This is a genomic window from Nocardia sp. BMG51109, from assembly GCF_000526215.1.
Taxonomy (GTDB): domain Bacteria; phylum Actinomycetota; class Actinomycetes; order Mycobacteriales; family Mycobacteriaceae; genus Nocardia.
The window spans coordinates 6,538,417-6,557,551 of record NZ_JAFQ01000004.1 but is presented as its reverse complement, the minus strand read 5'-3'; the positions used below and the strand labels follow the sequence as shown (position 1 = coordinate 6,557,551).

General features: G+C 69.9%; 16 protein-coding genes and 1 pseudogene. 6 read left to right on the top strand and 11 right to left on the bottom strand.

The features are described 5' to 3' along the window. Position 1: 1 nt before the first annotated feature. Both D892_RS0130955 and D892_RS0130950 read right to left on the bottom strand, forming a co-directional pair. Positions 2–649, bottom strand: coding sequence for a response regulator transcription factor (locus tag D892_RS0130955; RefSeq protein ID WP_024804969.1), 648 nt, complete (start codon positions 647–649; stop codon positions 2–4). A 151-nt stretch (positions 650–800) separates the two neighbouring features. Beyond that, entirely contained in the window at positions 801–2,879 is a 2,079-nt protein-coding gene (locus tag D892_RS0130950) for a glycogen debranching N-terminal domain-containing protein (RefSeq protein ID WP_051499949.1), read from the bottom strand. Between the two features lie 618 nt (positions 2,880–3,497). Here D892_RS0130950 and D892_RS0130945 point away from each other — a divergent pair. The 3 genes from D892_RS0130945 (at position 3,498) to D892_RS0130935 (ending at position 5,015) form a co-directional block, all read left to right on the top strand. Next, complete coding sequence (locus D892_RS0130945; protein ID WP_036567579.1) at positions 3,498–3,710, top strand: hypothetical protein; 213 nt, start codon at positions 3,498–3,500, stop codon at positions 3,708–3,710. Positions 3,711–3,829: 119 nt separating this feature from the next. Next, positions 3,830–4,561 (top strand): HNH endonuclease family protein, encoded by a 732-nt coding sequence (locus D892_RS0130940; protein ID WP_232236209.1) that lies wholly within the window; start codon positions 3,830–3,832, stop codon positions 4,559–4,561. Between the two features lie 112 nt (positions 4,562–4,673). Continuing rightward, positions 4,674–5,015: a hypothetical protein gene (locus D892_RS0130935; RefSeq protein WP_232236208.1), complete on the top strand. Its 342-nt coding sequence runs from the start codon at positions 4,674–4,676 to the stop codon at positions 5,013–5,015. A 68-nt stretch (positions 5,016–5,083) separates the two neighbouring features. Here the strand turns inward: D892_RS0130935 and D892_RS0130930 are convergent, their stop codons facing one another. The 6 genes from D892_RS0130930 to D892_RS0130895 form a co-directional block, all read right to left on the bottom strand. Continuing rightward, entirely contained in the window at positions 5,084–5,827 is a 744-nt protein-coding gene (locus tag D892_RS0130930; RefSeq protein ID WP_024804964.1) for a glutamine amidotransferase, read from the bottom strand. Between the two features lie 542 nt (positions 5,828–6,369). After that, on the bottom strand, positions 6,370–7,122 hold the full coding sequence (locus tag D892_RS44110) for a GAF and ANTAR domain-containing protein (RefSeq protein WP_156959746.1): 753 nt from the start codon (positions 7,120–7,122) through the stop codon (positions 6,370–6,372). 25 nt (positions 7,123–7,147) lie between these two features. Further along, on the bottom strand, positions 7,148–8,041 hold the full coding sequence (locus tag D892_RS0130910; RefSeq protein WP_156959745.1) for an ANTAR domain-containing protein: 894 nt from the start codon (positions 8,039–8,041) through the stop codon (positions 7,148–7,150). Positions 8,042–8,089: 48 nt separating this feature from the next. After that, complete coding sequence (locus tag D892_RS0130905; protein ID WP_024804960.1) at positions 8,090–9,988, bottom strand: CheR family methyltransferase; 1,899 nt, start codon at positions 9,986–9,988, stop codon at positions 8,090–8,092. Next, entirely contained in the window at positions 9,975–10,601 is a 627-nt protein-coding gene (locus D892_RS0130900; protein ID WP_024804959.1) for a chemotaxis protein CheB, read from the bottom strand. The genes D892_RS0130905 and D892_RS0130900 overlap by 14 nt, the downstream gene beginning before the upstream one ends. A 212-nt stretch (positions 10,602–10,813) precedes the next feature. Continuing rightward, positions 10,814–11,968, bottom strand: coding sequence for an alpha/beta hydrolase family protein (locus tag D892_RS0130895; RefSeq protein WP_024804958.1), 1,155 nt, complete (start codon positions 11,966–11,968; stop codon positions 10,814–10,816). A 153-nt stretch (positions 11,969–12,121) separates the two neighbouring features. On the opposite strand from D892_RS0130895, the pseudogene D892_RS49790 reads away from it, so the two are divergent. From D892_RS49790 to D892_RS0130885, 3 genes and pseudogenes are all read left to right on the top strand, one after another. Then, positions 12,122–12,241, top strand: a pseudogene (locus D892_RS49790) (Mut7-C RNAse domain-containing protein); the annotation flags it as partial. A 9-nt stretch (positions 12,242–12,250) separates the two neighbouring features. Then, complete coding sequence (locus tag D892_RS0130890) at positions 12,251–13,612, top strand: M20/M25/M40 family metallo-hydrolase (RefSeq protein ID WP_024804957.1); 1,362 nt, start codon at positions 12,251–12,253, stop codon at positions 13,610–13,612. Positions 13,613–13,633: 21 nt separating this feature from the next. Then, positions 13,634–14,170 (top strand): YbhB/YbcL family Raf kinase inhibitor-like protein, encoded by a 537-nt coding sequence (locus D892_RS0130885; RefSeq protein ID WP_024804956.1) that lies wholly within the window; start codon positions 13,634–13,636, stop codon positions 14,168–14,170. A 263-nt stretch (positions 14,171–14,433) separates the two neighbouring features. Here D892_RS0130885 and D892_RS0130880 read toward each other — a convergent pair whose 3' ends face one another. From D892_RS0130880 to D892_RS0130870, 3 genes are all read right to left on the bottom strand, one after another. Continuing rightward, entirely contained in the window at positions 14,434–16,269 is a 1,836-nt protein-coding gene (locus D892_RS0130880; protein WP_024804955.1) for a long-chain fatty acid--CoA ligase, read from the bottom strand. Positions 16,270–16,419: 150 nt separating this feature from the next. Beyond that, positions 16,420–17,196: a GTP cyclohydrolase II gene (locus tag D892_RS44105; protein WP_024804954.1), complete on the bottom strand. Its 777-nt coding sequence runs from the start codon at positions 17,194–17,196 to the stop codon at positions 16,420–16,422. 144 nt (positions 17,197–17,340) lie between these two features. Next, positions 17,341–18,861, bottom strand: a complete 1,521-nt coding sequence (locus D892_RS0130870) for a PfkB family carbohydrate kinase (RefSeq protein WP_232236207.1) — start codon at positions 18,859–18,861, stop codon at positions 17,341–17,343. Positions 18,862–19,135 lie beyond the last annotated feature (274 nt).

Sequence of the window (19,135 nt, the reverse complement as noted above, 5' to 3'; positions counted from 1 at the left end):
GTCACCGTGCCGGTGCCTGCTCCGCGCGCAGCTTCGAGACGTAGATCGCGGCCTGGGTGCGGCGTTCGAGGCCGAGCTTGGCCAGCAGCCGCGAGACGTAGTTCTTGACGGTCTTCTCGGCCAGGAACATCCGCTCGGCGATCTGCCGGTTGGTGAGCCCCTCACCGAGCAGGTCCAGCAGCTTGCGTTCCTGTTCGGTCAGGGTCGCCAGCGGACCGTCGGGTTCGGTGCTGCGGCGCAGCCGGTCCATCAGCGCGGCGGCCGCGCGGTTGTCCAGCAGCGAGCGCCCGGAACCGACCGCCTTGACGGCCGCGGCCAGATCCATGCCCTTGATGTCCTTGACGACGTACCCGCTGGCACCGGCCAGGATGGCGTCGAGCATGGCCTGCTCGTCGGTGAACGAGGTGAGGATCAGGCAGTGCAGGCCGTCGAGCCGCGACAGCAGTTCGCGGCACAGCTCGATGCCGTTGCCGTCGGGCAGGCGGACGTCGAGCACGGCCACGTCCGGGCGCAGCGCCGGGATGCGGGCCAGCGCGTGGGTGACATCGCCCGCCTCGCCGACGACGGTCAGTGCCGGATCCTCCGACAGCAGATCGACCAGCCCGCGCCGGACGATTTCATGGTCGTCGACCAGGAACACCTTGATCATGGCGGATGTCCGATCCCTTGCACCCCGACAACCGATGGACAACAACCATAAGGTCGGCGGCCAACCGGGCGGTACGGCCGAAAGTCCTTTCCCGGCGGGGCTCAGTGCTGGATGAGTTCGCGGGGCTCAGTGCTGGATGAGTTCGCGGGGCTCAGTGCTGAATGAGTTCCCAGTCCGAGGGCAGCCCGTCGACCTTCACCGTCGTGCCCTTGGCCTGGATGTTCACCGTCGCCGGGCCCAGCCGCAGCTCCGAGAGACGGACCCGGCCGGCGCGCGCGGGCAGCCGCGGCGCGACGGTCAGGGTGCGCCGCGGGACGTCGGGCTCCAGCCCGAGGAACGACCGCATCAGCAGCAGCGACGCGGCGCTCGACCAGGCCTGCGGCGAGCACGAGGTCGGATAGGGCACAGGGGAGGGGAAGGTGTCGCGCTCGAAACCGCAGAACAGTTCCGGCGGGCGGCCGCCGAACGCGAGGACCGCCTCGATCAGACCCGTGGCCAGGCGCTCGGCCAGTTCGGCGGCGCCGGGGATGTGCTGGTAGCGCAGCAGTCCGGCCACCGCGATCGCGGTGTCGTGCGGCCAGACCGAGCCGTTGTGGTAGCTCATCGGGTTGTAGCGGTGCATCCGCGACGACAGCGTGCGCAGGCCGAAGCCGCAGTCCATACCGGATTCGGCCAGCCGCTCGATCAGGATCGCGGCGTGCTCGTCGTCGGCGATGCCGGTCCACAGGCACTGCGCGGCATTGCTGGTCAGCGCGTCCACCGGCCGCTTCTTCGCATCCAGTGCCACGGCGTACCAGCCCGACCGGGGCAGCCAGAACGCCTGCGCGAACCGCTGTTTCAGGTCCGCGGCCTGTTCGCGCAGGCGGGCGGCGGTGGCGGTGTCGCCGGCCGCCTCGGCCAGATCGGCGCGGCCCAGGCGGGCGGCGTAGACGTAGCCCTGCACCTCGCACAGCGCGATGGGCGGGTCGGCGAGGTGGCCGTCGGCGAAGGCGATGGCGTCCCAGCTGTCCTTCCACCCCTGATTGGCCAGGCCCTGTTCGGTCTTGCGGCGGTATTCGACGAAACCGTCGCCGTCGCCGTCGCCGTGGTGGTCTATCCACGACAGCGCCGCGTCGGCCGCGGGCAGCAGGGCCTGCACGGCCGTCTCGTCGGCTCCCCACCGCCGGGATTCGGCGAGCAGCATCACGAAAAGCGGTGTGGCGTCGGCGGTTCCGTAGTAGACGGTACCGCCGAGCACCTCGTCGCCGGCCGGGCCGTGCCGCATCTCGTGCATGATGCGGCCGGGTTCCTCCTCGGTGATCGGATCGACCCGGGTGCCCTGCAGCCCGGCCAGCTGCTGCAGCGTGCCCATGGCCAGATCGGAGTCCAGCGGCAGCGCCATCCAGGAGGTGAGCAGGCTGTCGCGGCCGAACAGCGTCATGAACCACGGCGCGCCCGCGGCGACGTAGGTCGGCGAGCCCGGGCCCTGATCGTCGATGCGCAGCGCGCCCAGATCGCTCTCGGTGCGCTGCAGGATCGTGGTCAGGCCGGGATCGCTGGCGGTCAGGCTGGTGGCGGTGGCGCGCCACTGCTTGATCTTGTAGCTCGGGCTGTCGTGGTCGTCGTCGCTGAAGTTCATCTCGACGCCGCGGTGGCCGACGATCGGCTGGCAGCGCACCGTGGTCTGCCAGTGCCCGCGCGGCGGCACCACCACCTGCCAGCTGAGCGTGCCCTGCTGGGTGCCCGGATTGCCGTCGGCGCTGACGGTCAGGCCGCGGCCCGGGTCCTGGCGGTCGCTCAGGTGCAGTTCGCCGTCGCCGGCGGTGAGTTCGCAGCCACTGGTGCGGATCTGCCCGGCCTTGACCGCGAACAGGTCGGCGAAATCGGAGTCGGCGGTCAGCGTCACCGTCATCGCGGTGGCCTCCTCACCGAGGTTGTAGAGCATGATGATCTCCCGCATGCCGTCGCCGATCATGCGGCGGCGCAGCACCAGCACGGTGCTGTCGGCCACGCCCTGGCGCGGCAGCTTGCGCAGCACGAACCGCGCCCGGAACGCCTCGGGGCTCAGCACCGAAAGCTGTTCGGGCGGATGGCCGTCCAGGCGCAGCTCCCAGCGCGAGATGATCCGGGCGTCGCGGTAGAACAGCCCCTGCGGGGTGCCCGGGTGGATGTCGCCGAGCTGATCGGACAGGCAGAACGTGCTCGCCTCGACCAGCGTCACGACCCCGCCGCCACCACCGTCTACCGGCATGGGCTGGCCGGCGTTGAAGATCGCGTTCACGCGAGGTCACCGCCGCTCGGGCCGGCCGGGTGCGGAGAGGTTGCCGATGGTTGTGGCGGACGGGCCGGACGGGAGCCGCACCGGTACGGCCGGGTGGTTGTCCGGTCGATCACGTATTCCGGGTTCATCCTCGCTCCTGCGGATGTTCGGGGACCTGCCGTGCGTCGGACCGAGTTCAGAGTAACCGACCGGATGCGGCGCCAGGGATCCGTTGCCAAGGTGTTGCTCCGGACATACCCGGGGCCGGTCGCCGCCACACCCGTGCGGACACGGATCCGGCCGGGCCCGCGGTCGGCCGACGCGGCTCGGCGAGCGCATCGAGGCCGGACCGCGGGTCGGCGCTCGGATCGGCGCCTGCCGGTACGGGCGCACGGAAGACAGTGTCACGCAATCGGATATCGAGTAGGAACCCCGGATCTCCCGGACGGACTTGACGTTCGCTTCTGCCTCGCCGCGGCGGACACGCCGGGGGAGCTGTTCACCGACGCGAAATGTCTTGGCGGCACGGCGAAATCGGGCCGATCGGGTACGCGACGGGAGTCCGGCGCGGGCCGAGATCGCGGCCGAGGCCGTATCGTGGAAGGGGTGATGCGGCTACTGAGTCTGTTGGTGTTCGCCTGGCTGATCGCCGGAGTGGTCGCAGTCGTGCAGGACGGCCTGCTCGCCGACGTGTTCAACTCCGAACCCTCCTGCACGACCTTCGCCAATCTCGCCGTGACCGTGGTAGCGGGCGGCCTCAACTACACCGATTTCCAGCCGCGGGTGGGCGATTGCGAACTGCCGCAACCCGATCCGCAGTGAAACGGGAGCGATTCCCAAGGTTTCCGTCTCGTCCGCCAATGGTTACCGTACGTCCATTTCATTTTTGCTGCCGCTAACTAGTTTCGTCGCGTATCCGGCCCCCGTGGATGGGAACAGATATGCGACGCTTCGCACTCGGCGCATGCGCGCCGGCGGTCACGGCCTACCGCTCGGCACCGAGGCCGATCGCGCGCCTGTCGGCACCGGGCCTGACCACGTGCCTGTCGCCGCGGGCCCCGATCATGTGCCTGTCGGCGCTGGCTCTGATCATGTGCCTGTCGGCACCGGGCACCGCGCACGCCGAACCGCCGGGGATCCCTACCGCCGACGCCGCGCGCGGCATGCTCGGCTCCCTGACGGTGGCCGACGAGGGCTCGATGAGCGGCTACGCGCGGGAGAAGTTCCCGCACTGGAGCACGGCGTCGGGGAAGTGCACGACCCGCGAGGCGGTGCTGCAGCGCGACGGCACCGGCGTCGAGGTCGACGCGGAGTGCCGCCCGACAGCCGGCAGCTGGCACTCGCCCTACGACGGCAAGACGGTCACCGACCCTTCCGCCGCCGATATCGACCACGTCGTCCCGCTGGCCGACGCCTGGCGCTCGGGCGCCGCCGAATGGAGCGACGACCAGCGCGAACGCCTCGCCAACGACCTCGAGCATCCGCAGCTGATCGCGGTGACCGCCGCGTCCAACCGGTCCAAGGGCGATCAGGATCCCGCGCAGTGGCTGCCCACCGACACCGGCTTCCGCTGCACCTATGCGTCGATGTGGGTGGCGGTGAAGTCGGCGTGGCAGCTCACCCTGCAACAGTCGGAGAAGGACGCGCTGGACTCGGTGCTGCGCGGATGCTGACCGGGCGGCGGGCCGCAGCGCTCCGGCAGCTACCGCCCTGACCGGCGAAAATACAGCGGATTCCCGCAGTCGGGTTTTACCCCGCACATGGTGGCTACTCGGGGGAGAACGTATGCCCATCGAGACCCACCCGATACGGGAAAGGAACACCACCATGCTGATGCTCACGCCGACGGCGATCGATGTCGTCCGCACCATCACCTCCGCGGAGGGCACGCCGCAGGACGCCGGACTGCGCATCTTCACCGACGACGGCGCCGAGACGCTGCAGCTGGCCCTGGCCGCGGAGCCGTCGGAGAACGATCAGGTGATGTCCGCCGAGGGCTCCCGGATCTTCCTCGACCAGGAGGCCGCCGCCTTCCTCGACGACAAGATTCTCGACGCCGGGGTCGACGGCAACGGTCAGAGCAGCTTCGTGCTGGCGACACAGGGCGAGGAGACCCCCGACCAGTGATCGGCGCGGCCCGCGGTCGATGACGCGGCGGGCCGTCCGAGAGATCCGCGCCGAGCGATGCGAGCCGGTCAGGCTCGATCCGAGTGGTAACGGGCGACGAACCGGCGCAGGATCTCACCCGGCACCGGAACCGATTCGCGGTGGCCGAGGGCGATCAGGTGGTCGGCCTCGGCGGGATCGAAATATCCGGCGTGCCGGTAGGTTTCGATGCGCAGGGCGAGGCCCTCGCCGTCCAGTTCCGGGTGGAACTGGGTGGCGTAGACGTTGCGGCCGACCCGCACCATCTGCACCGGGCATCCCGCCGAGCCGGCCAGTAGGGTCGCGCCGGGCGGGATGTCCTGGCAGGCCTCCTTGTGCCCGACGAAGGCGCGGAACGTGCGCGGCAGGTCGTAGAGCAGCGGGTCGGTGCGAGCGGAGTCGGTGAGTTCGATGGTCTGGGCGCCGGCCGTCTCGGCGTAGCGCTCCCGGCCCACCGTCCCGCCGAGCACGTCGGCGAGGATGCTCAGCCCGTAGCAGGCCCCGAGGTAGGGGAGATCGCGCCGGACGATCTCGGCGACGAGCCTCCGCAGCCGGGGTTCGAATGTGCGCTGGTAGTCGTATTTGCGATCGTCGGGGTCGCCGACGTTGCTGGGTCCGCCGCCCACGATGACCGCCGAGAAGTCCTCCGGGTCGAGATCGGGCAGCCCCCGCTCCATCCGCACTCGGACCAACCGGTCGGCGCTGATCGCGGCCGTACGCTCGATAGCGCGGTACTCGTCGTCGGCGGCCGAATGCTCCGGCCGCAACTGCAGCAGCAGGCACGGTTTGGGCATGCACCAGATTATCGAGCCGCTACGTGTCCGGCCACGGTCCCACCGGGCGCCCCGACCGTGAACAAGAGTCGAAAGTCCTGGGAGTAGAGAGTTTTCCCCACTACCGGCGGTATCGGCGATGCCGTTGGCTGAGATCGATGCCGTGACACGGTGCACCAACCGGAACCGAGGCGAACAGAATGATGCGACCCGATCCGAAGGCGGCACCGACGACAGGCCCGGTCCGTGCGCCGTTGGCCGCCACGGCGGCGCATATGTCGCCACAGTTCGTTCCCAGGCTGGGCCCGTCGGTGGATCGCGCGCGTATCGCCGCGACGGTTCGCCGTGTCCGAACCGCTCGGGCACGCGCCGAAGCCGCGCTGGTCAGGGCCGCGGCAGCGCGTGAATTCGCCGAAGCGGCCTACGGTCGCATCGTGGCGAGCCGACGCGCCGCCGAAGACCTCCGGCGGCCGCCCGGCGCAGCGAGGTTCGACGCGCGACCCGCTTCGCCTGCGGGGCGACCGGAACTCACCGACGACCCGTCGTGACGTACCGCCGCCGGGTCAGCGAGAGCGCCCGGCGGGCTTGGTGGGCAGTGTCGGTTCATCGAAATGCGGTGTGGCGGGCGGGCTTCCGCCGATAGCGGCCACCAGTTCGGCGGCCACGGTGGCGAGTTTGACGTTGCGGCGGTTCGAGATGGCGCGCAGCATGCCGAAGGCGGTATCGCGATCACAGCGCTGCTGTCCCATCAGGATCCCCACCGCTTGATCGATGACCGACCGCGAGTCCAGCGCCGCGCGCAACTGCTCGGTGAGTGCCGTGCGCCGGGCCGTCTCGGTGGCGATCCGCAGCAGCACGCCGAGATGATCCGCGACCATCGCGGCCGCGGAGCGGGTCGGTTCGTCGACGCCGCCGGAACCGCGGCGGTACACGCTCAACGTGCCGATCACGTCGCCGTCGGCGCACAGCGGCCACACGTCGTGTGCGGCTATCCCACCTCGGCGCATCCGTTGCGCGTACTCGGGCCACCGCGGTTCGGCGGCCGTATCGGGCACCGAGACCACCGCCGCCGACTCGGCGGCGGCCCGGTACGGTCCCGGTTGATCGTGATACGGCAGCTCCGCGGCGACGAACGCTCGGGCGTCCGCCGATCCACCGGCGACCGTCTCGTCACCGGTCAGGGCCACGCCCACGAGCGGTGAGCCCGGCAGCATGCCGGAGACGATGTCGGCTATTCCGCTCGGGCGATCGAGGATCGCGCGGTCCGCGAGCAGGGTCGTGAGCTGCGCCATCCCTGCCGCCAGATGGTCGGTCACGGGGCACCTCCGGGGAACTCCACAGTCAGCACAGCCGGTATCCCTCCTCGAGAACTCGGCGGGCGAGTTCGGCCAGCGACATCCCGTCGGCGAAGGCCCGGGCCCGCATCAGCACCAGCGCCGTGTCGATCGAGTACGGCCCCTGCGCGGCCACCATACCCACGGCCTGGTTCACGGTAGTCAGGTAGTCGGCATCATCGAACAGCCCGCCGTCGGCGGCGATGCCGTCCACGGACATCAGCTGCTCGTCCAGCAGCACGTCGTTGGCCAGAGCGTCGGCGATGCGGCCGGCGGTCAGGACGGTGCCTTCCGGCAACCGTGGCTCCTCGGAGAAACCACACAGCGTGCCCAGCCGCCCCAGGCCGGTCGTGAGCGGCACGGCGACAACGGAACCGATGCCGAGATCTATGGCGCCCCTGCCGTATTCCGGCCAGCGCGCGGCCAGGTCGGCCGCTTCCACGACCACCGAATCGATACCGTTCACGACGTCGTGCGAGGGTCCCTGCCCGACGGTGGCCTCGATGTCGTGGGCGGCGCTGGAACGCGCGTCGGACGACGCGGTGAGCAGCTCCTGCCGCCGGTCGTCGAAGAGGGTGATCGCCGCGCCCACCACACCCAGGTCCTCGGCCACCGCGGCCATGAACACCGGCCGTACCGCCGGTGTGTTGCTCGCCCGCCACCGCTGCAAGCGCAGGGCGTGCAACTGGTACAGCCGGGCACAGGCGTAGTGGCGCTGCTCGATGCGGCGGTGCAGAGCGGCCATGCGCTCACGGAACGGTTGCATCGTGCTGGGCGGCCGTGCGGCCTGACCTTCGTAGTTGGCCGCCGTCTCGCCTGCCCGTGCGGCGCGCTCCAGCTCGCGGCGATAGTGATGCCACTGCCTTTTCACGTCGTCGTGGGCGCTCGCTGAAGACGACACGAAGTCAGCCTAGCGTGTGGCGCCGGGGCACGCGCCCGAATTCCCCTCTCACTGATCGGATTGCGCCGCAGGCGGTACCGGCTGCTCCTCCATGAGAAGCACCACGGCATCGCGGATTCCGTCCATGATCGTGCACGTCACGGCGCAGACGATCGAGCGGCCGATGCGGTTGACCGCCGGAACGTCCACCGGGTTGCTGCGGTGTCCGGTTTCGAGGGTGTGCTTGATGGTGTCGTGCAACTGCTCGGTCGGCAGACCGAAATCCAATGCCGTGAACAGCTGATGGCGGACCTCGTCGGCACGCAGTCCCCACAGCTCCTCGGCGCCCCGGTTCCAGCTACGCACCCGCAGGTCGCCGTCGAGCACCACCACTCCGGCCCCGACACTGGACAGAATCCCCTCGAGAAATCCCCGGGCCTCATCGAGCTCGCCGCTGCGGATGCGCAGCTCCTCGTTCATGGTCTCGAGTTCCTCGTTGCCGGATTGCAGTTCCTCGTTGGTGGTTTCGAGTTCCTCGTTGGTCGACTGGAGTTCCTCGTTGGTGGTCTCCAGCTCCTCGATGCTGGATTGCAGTTCCTCGTTGGTGGTTTCGAGTTCCTCGTTGGTCGACTGGAGTTCCTCGTAGGCGGTCTCCAGCTCCTCGCGCTTGTTCTTCACCTCGACGGAAAGCCGGGTCGACACCGTGGTATCGACGAAGCTGACGATGACGCCCACGTGCGGCCCGTCGCCGCTCCACAGCGGCTGCACGTGCACGTCGAAGAACTGGATATCGTCGGGACCGACCCGGCGCTCGACGCTGTTGACGCGGATGACCCGATGCTCGGCGACGGCCTGCTCGATGAGGGACCGCAATTCCACGGGCCGGTAGGAAATCTCCAGCTCGCTCAGGGGCCGGCCGACATCGTGCTGCGTCAACCCGAACATGTTGCGCATCTGGCTGTTGGCGACGGCCACCTTGCCGTCGATATCGACGCCGACCATCGCGACCGGTGTGGATTCCAGCGCGAGCTCGCTCAGCATCCGGCGCTTCACGGCCCCTTGCACTTCCTGCCCGAGGCCGATATCCAGTCGCGGCGCCGCCGGGGTCTGCATGGTGCCGGTCACGCCACCCCGGCGCCGGAAGATGCGCTGCCGCATGTGGGCGACCTCGAACCGCTCACCGTCCGACAGCAGCATTTCGGCCTTGCCGAGAAACAGGAACCCGCCCTCGCGCAGGGCGAAATGGTAACGGTCGACGATCTGGGACTGCGCCTCCACATTGAAATACATCAGGGTGTTGCGGCACACCAGCAGATCCAGCCGCGAGATGGGGGCATCGCGGGTGATGTCGTGACGGCCGAAGATGACCCGGCGCCGCAGATCGCTGCGAAAGATGAACTTGTCGCCGTTGGCCTCGAAATAGCGGTCGCGCAACTCGCTCGACAACGCCTCCAGCGCCTTGGCGCTGTACATCCCGGTGCGGGCGTCGCGCAGCGCCTCCTCGTCCACGTCCGTCCCATAGATCTTCACCCGCTTGACCGCCTCGTCGATGCCGAGCACCTCGGCCAGAGCGATCGCCAGCGAATACGCTTCTTCCCCGCTGGAGCACCCGGCGCTCCAGATGCGGATCTCGGCACCGGGGTCGAGCGTGGTGAGAAGTTCCGGCAGGATCTCGCGCTGCAGGTACTGCCACGCGTCGATGTCACGGAAGAAGCTGGTGACGTTGATGAGGATGGTGTTGAACAGGTACCGGAACTCGTCGGCATTGGTTTCGAGGTAGTCACGGTAGTCCGAATACTTGTCGATCCGGACCTCGTGCATCCGCTTGCGGATCCGGCGCGCCAGCGACGAGCGCTTGTATCCGGTGAAGTCGAAGCCGCGCGAATCGCGGATGAAGATCAGCAGATCCTCGAGCGTGCCGTCGACGTTCGAATCGTCACGGTCGGCAGCGGCGTCACTGCCGGTCATGTTCGCCGCCCTCGACCAGGCCGCGCAGCACGGCGGCGATCTCTCCGAGCGGCAACACGAAATCGACTGCCCCGGTTTCGACCGCAGCGGTCGGCATGCCGTCGAATTCCGCCTCCTCCGGATCCTGCACGATCACCGTGCCGCCGCGGGACTTGACGGCGCCGACCCCCATCGCGCCGTCGCGGCCCGAGCCGGTGAGTACACACGCGATCGCACGCGGGCCGTAGGCACCGGCGACGGATTCGAACAGCAGGTCGGCGGAGGGGCGGACGAAATGCACCAGTTCGCTGCTCGACAGCGACAATATGCCCTGCGAACCCACCAGCAGATGACGATTCGGCGGAGCGATGTAGACCGTGCCCGCCTCGGCCGATTGATCGGCGCCGGCCAGGCGGACCGGCAGCTTCGTCCGCCGGGAGAGAACGTCCGCGATGACCGTTTCGTGACGGGGGTCGAGATGCTGCACGACCAGCACCGGCACCGGGAGGTCGGGCGGCAGGTCACTCAGCACTCGGCTCAGGGCCGTGATTCCCCCCGCCGAGGACGCGATCGCCACGACGGCGTAGCCGTCGGGCGGCATCGTGTCACCGATGTTGTCGGGCGTGGCCGTCATATCGGCAGGCCGCGACGGCGCGGGGTACCGCGACAAGACGAGCGGAATCCGAACACTGCCTCAGCCTAGCGCGGTCGCGGGCACCGGGCGGGCGAGGATCGCCGGGAAACCGGAACGAAATCGAAATACGCACGGTAACAGTACCTTTCGCGATCGATCGATCGCTGCCGGTACCGGCGATCCACGCCGGGTTCCCCTGGGCGCCGGGCGGCTCAGTCGCCGAGCGCCGCGCTCAGCACCGGCCAGGAGTTGTGCAGGTCCTGCTGCCAGTAGCCCCAGGAGTGGGTGCCGTGCGGCCGCAGATCGAAGGTTGCGGGAATGTCCAGCTCCCGGAACCGATCCCGCAGCAGCCCGGTACAGCGGCTCGCGAGGGCGTCCAGCATTCCACCGACGACGAGCTGATCGAGCAGCGTCCCCGAATTGTCGTCGATACCCGGCCCGTCGAGGGTGTCCAGCGGTCCGGGAGCGCCGTTGCCGGAGGCGACGTAGACGGCGGTGCCGCGCAGCCGATCGGCGTGCAGGTACGGGTCGTTGGCGGCCCAGGCGGGGTCGGTCGGCGGGCCCCACATGTTCATCGTGTTGCCCATCATGCCGGTGACGATGGCGTCGACCATGACCTGCGCCGCCGGGTCGCTGGTGCGCGCGCAGCCGCTGTAGGAGCCGATCCCGCGGTACAGGCCCGGCGCCGCGAGCGCCAACTGGAACACCGAGGTGCCGGCCATCGACGGGCCCGCGATGGCGTTGGCGCCGGTGCCGCGAAACGCCGAGTCGACGATGGGCGGCAGCTCGCGGGTCAGGAAGGTGGTCCAGCGCAGCCGCCCGTGCACGGGGTCGTCGGCGCGCCAATCGGTGAAGAAGCTGCCGGCGCCGCCGATCGGGAGCGCCACGTTCACCTGCTTGTCGGCGAAGAAGTCCGCGACGTCGGTGCGGGTGAGCCAGTTCTTGCCGTCGCGCCAGTCGCCGGTCGCGGTGCCGCCGTCGATGCCGTTGAGCAGATACAGCGTCGGGGCCGGGCGCGACGGGTCGGCGGCGGGGAGGATCGCGACGGTCAGGGCCCGGCCCATGGCGGCCGAGTGCACGGTGAGGTCCAGCACGCGGCCGGGGCCCGGTGCGGCCGCCAGCAGCCGAGAGCCGTCGTCGGCCGGCCGGGCGGCGGCCAGGACGTGTGCCGGGGTCATCTCGGCGGCGGGCTCGGCGGCCGCCGGGGCGGTCGCACCGGCGAGCGCCGCGGCCAGCAGGAGCGCGGCGATACGGGCCGCGCCGGGGGTGCGACGCCGTCCGGCGGTGACATCGGGGCACCGTGCGGCGCGGACGTTCGGGGACCGTCCGGCACGGATGGTCGGGCGCTGTCCGGCACGGACATTCATACGACGCCTCCCACCTGCGACCCGACTGTGCCGAACCTAGGACGCCCGCGCCGGGCCGGGCAAGGATCCACCGGACATTTGGGATCGACTTCAGCCGCACCGGTTTTCGTCTGGTAGACACCACAAGGCCGCAGGCCGCGGGAACCCGGAACAAACCACGAGACCTTCGCCCGGTGCGCCGACTGCGGCAGAACCTACTGGAAGGGCGCGCACCACTCTCCGTTTGCGCGCACGCTGCGGGTAACGCGCGGTATGCGGCGCGCGCAATGGTAGGAAGGGGACGTGTCTGCTGCTGGTGACGAACCCCGAACCGAGTCCGCCTCCCGCGCCGTCTCCGAGGTGGTCGACCTGGTCAGTACGCTGATCCGGTTCGACACGTCCAACACCGGCGAGCTGGAAACCACCAGGGGCGAACAGGAATGCGCGCAGTGGGTGATCGACCGATTGCAGGAGGTCGGTTACACCACCGAGTACGTCGAATCCGGCGCGCCCGGCCGCGGCAACGTGTTCGCCCGGCTGCCCGGCGCCGACCCGGACCGGGGCGCGCTGATGATCCACGGGCACCTGGACGTGGTGCCCGCCGAGGCCGCCGACTGGAGCGTGCACCCGTTCTCCGGCGCGGTGCGCGACGGCTACGTGTGGGGCCGCGGCGCAATCGATATGAAGGACATGGTCGGCATGACGCTGGCGGTGGCCCGGCAGTTCAAGCTCGAGGGCACGGTGCCGCCGCGGGATCTGGTGTTCGCGTTCCTGGCCGACGAGGAGAACGGCGGCCGCTGGGGTTCGCAGTGGCTGGCCGACAACCGCCCGGACCTGTTCGAGGGCGTTACCGAGGCGGTCGGTGAGGTCGGCGGCTTCTCGCTGACGGTGCCGCGCCGCGACGGCACCGAGCGGCGGCTGTATCTCGTGGAGACCGCGGAGAAGGGCCTGGGCTGGATGCGGTTGCGCGCCAAGGCCCGCGCCGGGCACGGCTCGTTCCTGCACGACGACAACGCGGTGACGATCCTGGCCGAGGCGGTGGCCCGGCTCGGCACGCACACCTTCCCGCCGGTGCTGTCGGATTCGGTGGCGGAGTTCCTGGCGGCGGTGGGCGAGGAGACCGGGATCGCCTTCGATCCGGCGGGCCCGGACATCGAGGGCCAGCTGGCGAAGCTCGGCACGATCTCCCGCATCATCGGCGCCACCCTGCGCGACACCGCCAACCCGACGATGCTGCGCGCCGGATACAAGGCCAACGTCATCCCGCAGACCGCCGAGGCGGTGGTGGACTGCCGCGTGGTGCCGGGCCGCCAGGCCGCGTTCGAGCGGGAGGTCGACGAGCTGATCGGACCCGACGTGGAGCGCGAGTGGATCACCAAGCTCGACTCCTACGAGACGACGTTCGACGGGCATCTGGTCGACGCGATGAACGACGCGATCCTCGCGCACGACCCGAACGGCCGCACCGTGCCCTATATGCTGTCCGGCGGCACGGACGCCAAGGCGTTCGCCCGCTTGGGAATTCGCTGTTTCGGCTTCGCGCCGCTGCGGCTGCCGCCGGACCTGGACTTCTCGGCGTTGTTCCACGGTGTCGACGAGCGCGTCCCGGTGGACGCGCTCGAGTTCGGCACACAGGTCCTGGAGCAATTCCTGTTGCACAGCTGACGATTTGAAAGGACGGCTCACGTGCCCGACTACTCCTACGATCCCTACGCCTCGCTGCCGCAGCTGCCGTCGTTCACGCTGACCTCCGAGGACGCCACCGACGGTCAGGCATTCGGCAACGATCAGGTCAGCGGCGTGTTCGGCGCCGGCGGCAAGGACATCTCGCCGCAACTGTCGTGGTCCGGGTTCCCCGCGGAAACGCGCAGCTTCGCGGTGACCGTGTTCGATCCCGACGCCCCGACCGCGTCCGGGTTCTGGCACTGGGCAGTGGCCGACATCCCGGTGGCGACCACGTCGCTGCCGCGCGGTGCGGGCAGCGAGGGCGGCGCGCTGCCGTCCGGTGCGCTGCACCTGCGCAACGACGGCGGGGTGGCCGGGTTCATCGGCGCGGCCCCGCCGGCCGGGCACGGCTACCACCGCTATTTCATCACCGTGCACGCGGTCGACGTCGAGTCGCTGGGCATCGGCGCCGACGCCAGTCCGGCATTCCTGGGCTTCAACCTGTTCTCGCACGCGATCGCCCGCACCCACATCGTCGCCACCTACGAGGTGAAGTAACCGCCATCCCGCATCCTCGTCCTCAACTTCGCGTCCCCGTTCCCGTCATTCCGGCGTGCTTCGGCCGGAATCCACGCTGAGATCCCGGCCGAAAGACGCCGGGATGACGGGATTCGTTGACACCGCGACGACGGGGGACGTCGAGGCTGGATGACGAATGGATCGCACAACGTTGTGGCCCGGGCCGAATTAGCCCGGGCCACAACGTTTTTCTGCACCGAATGCAGGGTGGCACCGCGTGCGTGCCTGCGCCGCACGCACGTCTACCGCAGGTCGATCACGCCCTCGGGCACCGGATCGGCGTACAGTTCGGCGATCTCGGCGGCGTACTTGGTGCCGATCGGGCTGCGCTTGAGTTTCAGCGTGGGCGTGATCTCCTCGCCGCCGGGTTCCCACGCCTGCGGCAGGATCCGGAACCGCTTGACCTGCTCGGCCCGGGAGATGCGCGAGTTGCCGGACACGATGGCGGCGCGGATCTCGTCGACGATCTCGGGGCGGGCGGCCAGCGCGGCCACATCGGCGTCGGGTGCGTCCAGCGACTTGGCGCGCACCGCCGCGGTGTCGGGATCGAGCACGATCAGCGCGGTGATGTAGGGGCGGGCGTCGCCGATCGCCACCACCTGCCCGACCAGCGAGGAGACCGTCTTGACCGCGTTCTCGATGGCGGTGGGCGATATGTTCTTCCCGCCCTCGCTGATGATCAGCTCCTTCTTGCGGTCCACGATCGTCACGTAGCCGTCGCCGGCGATGGTGGCGACGTCGCCGGTGTGCAGCCAGCCGTCGTCGTCGAGGGCCGCGGCGGTCTTGTCGGGCATGCCGCGGTAGCCGCGGGTGACGATCGGGCCGCGGATCAGCAGTTCGCCGTCGCTGTCGAGGCGCAGTTCGGCCCCGTGCAGGGCGCGGCCGACCGAGCCCGGGCGCGGCGCGTCCAGTTCGGTGAAGGTGCCGACGCCGGTGGTCTCCGACATGCCCCACACCTCGGTCACGGTGAAGCCCAGGCCGAGCAGGTATTCGAGGGTCTCCGGCGGGATCGCGGCGGCGCCGGAGGCGGCCACCCGCAGTTCCTCCAGGCCCAGCGCGGTGCGCAGTTTCGACAGCACCAGCGCGTCGGCCACCCGATGCCGGGCGGTCAGCAGCGGATTCACCCGCCCGCCGGACAGCCGGGTCCGCGCGGCCTCGACACCGACGCCGATGGCCCAGTTCGCGAGCGCCTTCTTCACCGGGCTGGATTCGGTGGCGAGCTTGGCGTCGATACCGGCCTTGATCTTCTGCCAGACCCGCGGGACACCGAAGAAGGCGGTGGGCCGCGCGTCGGGCAGGGCGGCGGCGATCTCGCGCGGATCGGGCACGCACGTGATGCTCACCCCGGTGAACAGGTTGGCGCAGTGCCCGGAGATGCGGTCGGCGACGTGCGCGGCCGGCAGGTACGACACCGCGCGGTCGTCGATGCCGACCACCAGCGGCCCGGCGCCGGTGGTCAGCCCGGCGATCTGGGCGACGACGTTGGCGTGGGTGATCTCCACGCCCTTGGACGGGCCGGTGGTGCCGGAGGTGTAGATGAGGGTGGCCAGATCGTCGGGCCGTACCGCTTTCCAGGCGGCGTCGAAGTCGAAATCGGCGGCCGGGTCGGCCTCCACGTCGGCCAGCGCGGTCGTATCGGCGGCCTGCCCGTCGACCAGCACGAGGTGGTCGACCGCGACGCCGGAGGACTGGACCACGTCGAGGAATGCCCGCTCGGTGATGACGATCCGGTTGCCGGCGTTGCCGAAGACGTGCGCGATCTGTTCGGCGGAACTGGTGTTGTACACCGAGAACGGCGCGGCGCCCAGATGCAACGCCGCGGTGTCGACCAGGTTGAACTCCGGCCGGTTGGTCAGCATGATACCGACGGTGTCGCCGTGTGAGACACCGAGTTTCGCCAGGCCCGCGGCGATCGCCCGGACCCGGCGGTCGTAGTCGGCCCAGGTGATCTGCTGGGTACCGCCCACCGTGCGCAGCGCCACCTGGTGCGGGCGCAGGGTCGCTGTCTGTTGGAATGCCTCCGGCACAGTGCGGACGGTGCTGCCGGACTGATGCGTATAGGCGATGTCTGTCGTCATATCCTGTTTCCCGATCGGTGTGCGAACCGGGCGCTCCACCGGGAAACGGTACGAACTCGACGTGGCGGAGATCGGATACGCACGGCCGGCGGGGCGCCCGCGTGACGCGGCTCACTCATCCTATCCGTGCGTTCCGGAATGCGAAGGGACTTACAGACGCTCGGCCGCGGCCGCGCAGAGGGGGTCGGGTATGGCGCCCGGGGACGGCGCGGCCGGTGTCCGGGGTACGTCCGCCGGCTCGGTTGCCGTGCGGTGCGCCGGGGCCGCGTCGACGGGCGACGGCGACTGGTGCGTCCCGAACTCCGGCAGCAGATGGCCGCGGATGTGCCGCTTGGATTCCATGTAGGCACGGGCGCGTTCGCTGCGCGGTTCGGTGATCAGCGGCACCCGCTCCACCCGAATTCCCGTGTCCGCCAGGTCTTTCACCTTCTCCGGATTATTCGTCAGCAGCCGCACGAAGCGCAGTCCGAGGTCGTGCAGCTGCCGCGCCGCGGTCGCGTAGGAACGGCAGTCGGCGGGAAGATCCAGGTGCCGGTAGCTGGTGAAGGTGTCCACGCCCTGGGCCTCGCTGTAGTGCAGGCCGCGCGCCTTGGCGAGCAGTCCCGAACCGCGGCCTTCCTGCTCGAGGTAGACCAGCACGCCCGCGCCGGCGTCCTGGATCAGGTCCATGGCGAGATCGAGTTCCGGCCCGCAGTCGCAGTCCTCACTGTGCAGTGCGTCGCCGTACAGACAGCGCGAATGGATCCGGACCAGACAACCGTCGGCAACGTCACCGAACAGCAGGATCGTGCCGCCGTTGCGCGGATCGCGGAACTCTCGCACCCGCACCGACAGGTCCCTGCCCTTGCGGCGGATGTGGTGCCGGGTGTCGTCGCGTCGGTCGGCGTCGCCCCCGTCGTGATCGGTCTGGTCGAGGTGGGTTGTCAAATGCTCCTCCGAAGGATGTCGGGTCGTTACGTAGGGCAACCGGCCGCATGGAGCGTCGCGCCGCCGGAAGAGATATTCGTTCACGACGGCACGAGACGATAGCCGTCGTCCGGGTGGCGCCGACAGCCGGGCAAACAATCGGCGTCACCGGGTCTCGATGCGCGTCGGAACCGTGGCCCCGGCCAGCTCGACCATCCGGTCGACCTCGTCGGGTGTCGGCATCGCCCCGGAGATCGCGCCGGTCGACTGCGTTGCCGCCATAGCCGCTGTGGCCCACAGGAAGTCGTCGGCGTCGGCCCGGTGGTCACCGGTGACCAGTCGCCGTGCCAGGGCGGCGGCGAAGGCCGCCGGCGCGCCCGGCGAATCCTTCAGGGCGACCGGGAACGGCCCGACGTCGACGTCGAGGTCGTCGGACCGCACACTGGTGGCGAATTCCTCCACCATGCACACGGCGCCGGCGCCGAGGATGCGCAGCCGGCGCGCCAGCTCCGCGTCCCCGTCCGGCGAGGATTCGGTCGGTTCGGTCATCGGCGCCAGGGCGGCGAGTTCGCGCCGGGTCCCGATCAGGTAGTCGACGGCGCCGAAGAAGCGGTAGAACCGCTGCGGGCCTTCGGCGGCTGGCGCCGGCTGCACCAGCAGGCGGTGCCCGGGGCGACGGGAGCCGCCGTCCAGCGCCTCCTCGATCACCGCGGCCGGCGGCTCGAAGGTGAGCAGTACCGCATCGGAATCGGCCAGCGCCGCACGGGCCGCCGGCGTGCGCAGATCCTCGGCGGCCAGCCGCACCCGATCGTCCGGGCAGGCGATGTTGAGCGTTTCGCCGGTGCCGGTCACCAGCACGACCGTGACCGGGGTGGTGGCCTCGGGCACGACGCGGACGAGATCGGTTTCGACCCCCTCGGCGCGCAGGTGGTCGAGGATGCGGCGGCCGCGGATGTCGTCGCCGACGGCCGCGATCAGCCGCACCCGCAATCCCTGGCGGGCGGCCGCCACCGCGCGGTTGAGGCCCTTGCCGCCGGGTCGGTCGAGGAAGGTGCCGATGGCCGGGTCGTCGGGGGCCGGGAAGTGGTCGACGATGCTGCAGATGTTGTCGAGCACGGCGTCACCGATCACGGTGACCGTGCCGACGCGTTCGACGGCGGTCGTGCTCGCCGGCGGCGGGGCGGACATCGACGCGTATCCGGAGGCCGCGGTCAACCGCTGCGCCAGCAGCGTGAAGGTTTCGGACTCCAGTCTGCCGCGCAATTGCCGCGGCGTGGGCACCGGGTCCGCCGTGTCGCCGCCGACGGCGTCGAGCAGCCGCGTCCAGGACCGGCTCAGATATTCGCGGCGGCGGCCGAGGTCGGGTGCGTAGAGCAGATCCGGATCGACGGTGTCGGGGATGTCGTCGCGCAGCAGGCCCAGCGACAACCCGACGTCGGCGATCAGCCGCTGCGGCGGCGGCAGGCGCCGGGCCAGATCGCGCACCACCGGCAGCACCGCGTCGGCCGGCGCGGTCCCGGCATGGTGCGCATGCTGGCGCACCACGTACAGATCCAGCAGCGGGCGGACGTCGATTTCGGTGCTGCGCAGGCGTTCCGGGCTCAATCCGGCGCGTTTGCACAGCCGGGCGAGTACCGCGCGCACGGCCGCGACCGTTGCGTCCTGTCCCGCCATCGGAGCGGTCACCTCCGTCTCGGTACGCAGTGATCATCGGGTCGACGTTGCGAACGTACCGGGTCGCTGCCGGTTTATCGACTGCCGAAATCGGCAATCATTAGAGTGCCGGGTGGCATTTGCCTGAGAAATACGGCAAGTGACGCTCCGGCATCGGCATTGTAACGCCGAAGCATCCGGGAGGCCCGATGGCCGGGAACGATTCTCTCCGAGTGTCGTCTCCGCGCCGGAACGGTTTCGGCCGAGCGAACCAGACGGTGCGGATGATGACGCCGCGCATCGCGGC

Bases quoted from the DNA above. Each gene is read 5' to 3' on its own strand.
- D892_RS0130950 (WP_051499949.1), bottom strand. From the start codon at position 2,879: ATGCCGGTAGACGGTGGTGGCGGCGGGGTCGTGACGCTGGTCGAGGCG.
- D892_RS0130895 (WP_024804958.1), bottom strand. From the start codon at position 11,968: ATGAATGTCCGTGCCGGACAGCGCCCGACCATCCGTGCCGGACGGTCC.
- D892_RS0130955 (WP_024804969.1), bottom strand. From the start codon at position 649: ATGATCAAGGTGTTCCTGGTCGACGACCATGAAATCGTCCGGCGCGGG.
- D892_RS0130945 (WP_036567579.1), top strand. From the start codon at position 3,498: ATGCGGCTACTGAGTCTGTTGGTGTTCGCCTGGCTGATCGCCGGAGTG.
- D892_RS0130940 (WP_232236209.1), top strand. From the start codon at position 3,830: ATGCGACGCTTCGCACTCGGCGCATGCGCGCCGGCGGTCACGGCCTAC.
- D892_RS0130905 (WP_024804960.1), bottom strand. From the start codon at position 9,988: ATGACCGGCAGTGACGCCGCTGCCGACCGTGACGATTCGAACGTCGAC.
- D892_RS0130935 (WP_232236208.1), top strand. From the start codon at position 4,674: ATGCCCATCGAGACCCACCCGATACGGGAAAGGAACACCACCATGCTG.
- D892_RS0130880 (WP_024804955.1), bottom strand. From the start codon at position 16,269: ATGACGACAGACATCGCCTATACGCATCAGTCCGGCAGCACCGTCCGC.
- D892_RS0130900 (WP_024804959.1), bottom strand. From the start codon at position 10,601: ATGACGGCCACGCCCGACAACATCGGTGACACGATGCCGCCCGACGGC.
- D892_RS0130930 (WP_024804964.1), bottom strand. From the start codon at position 5,827: ATGCCCAAACCGTGCCTGCTGCTGCAGTTGCGGCCGGAGCATTCGGCC.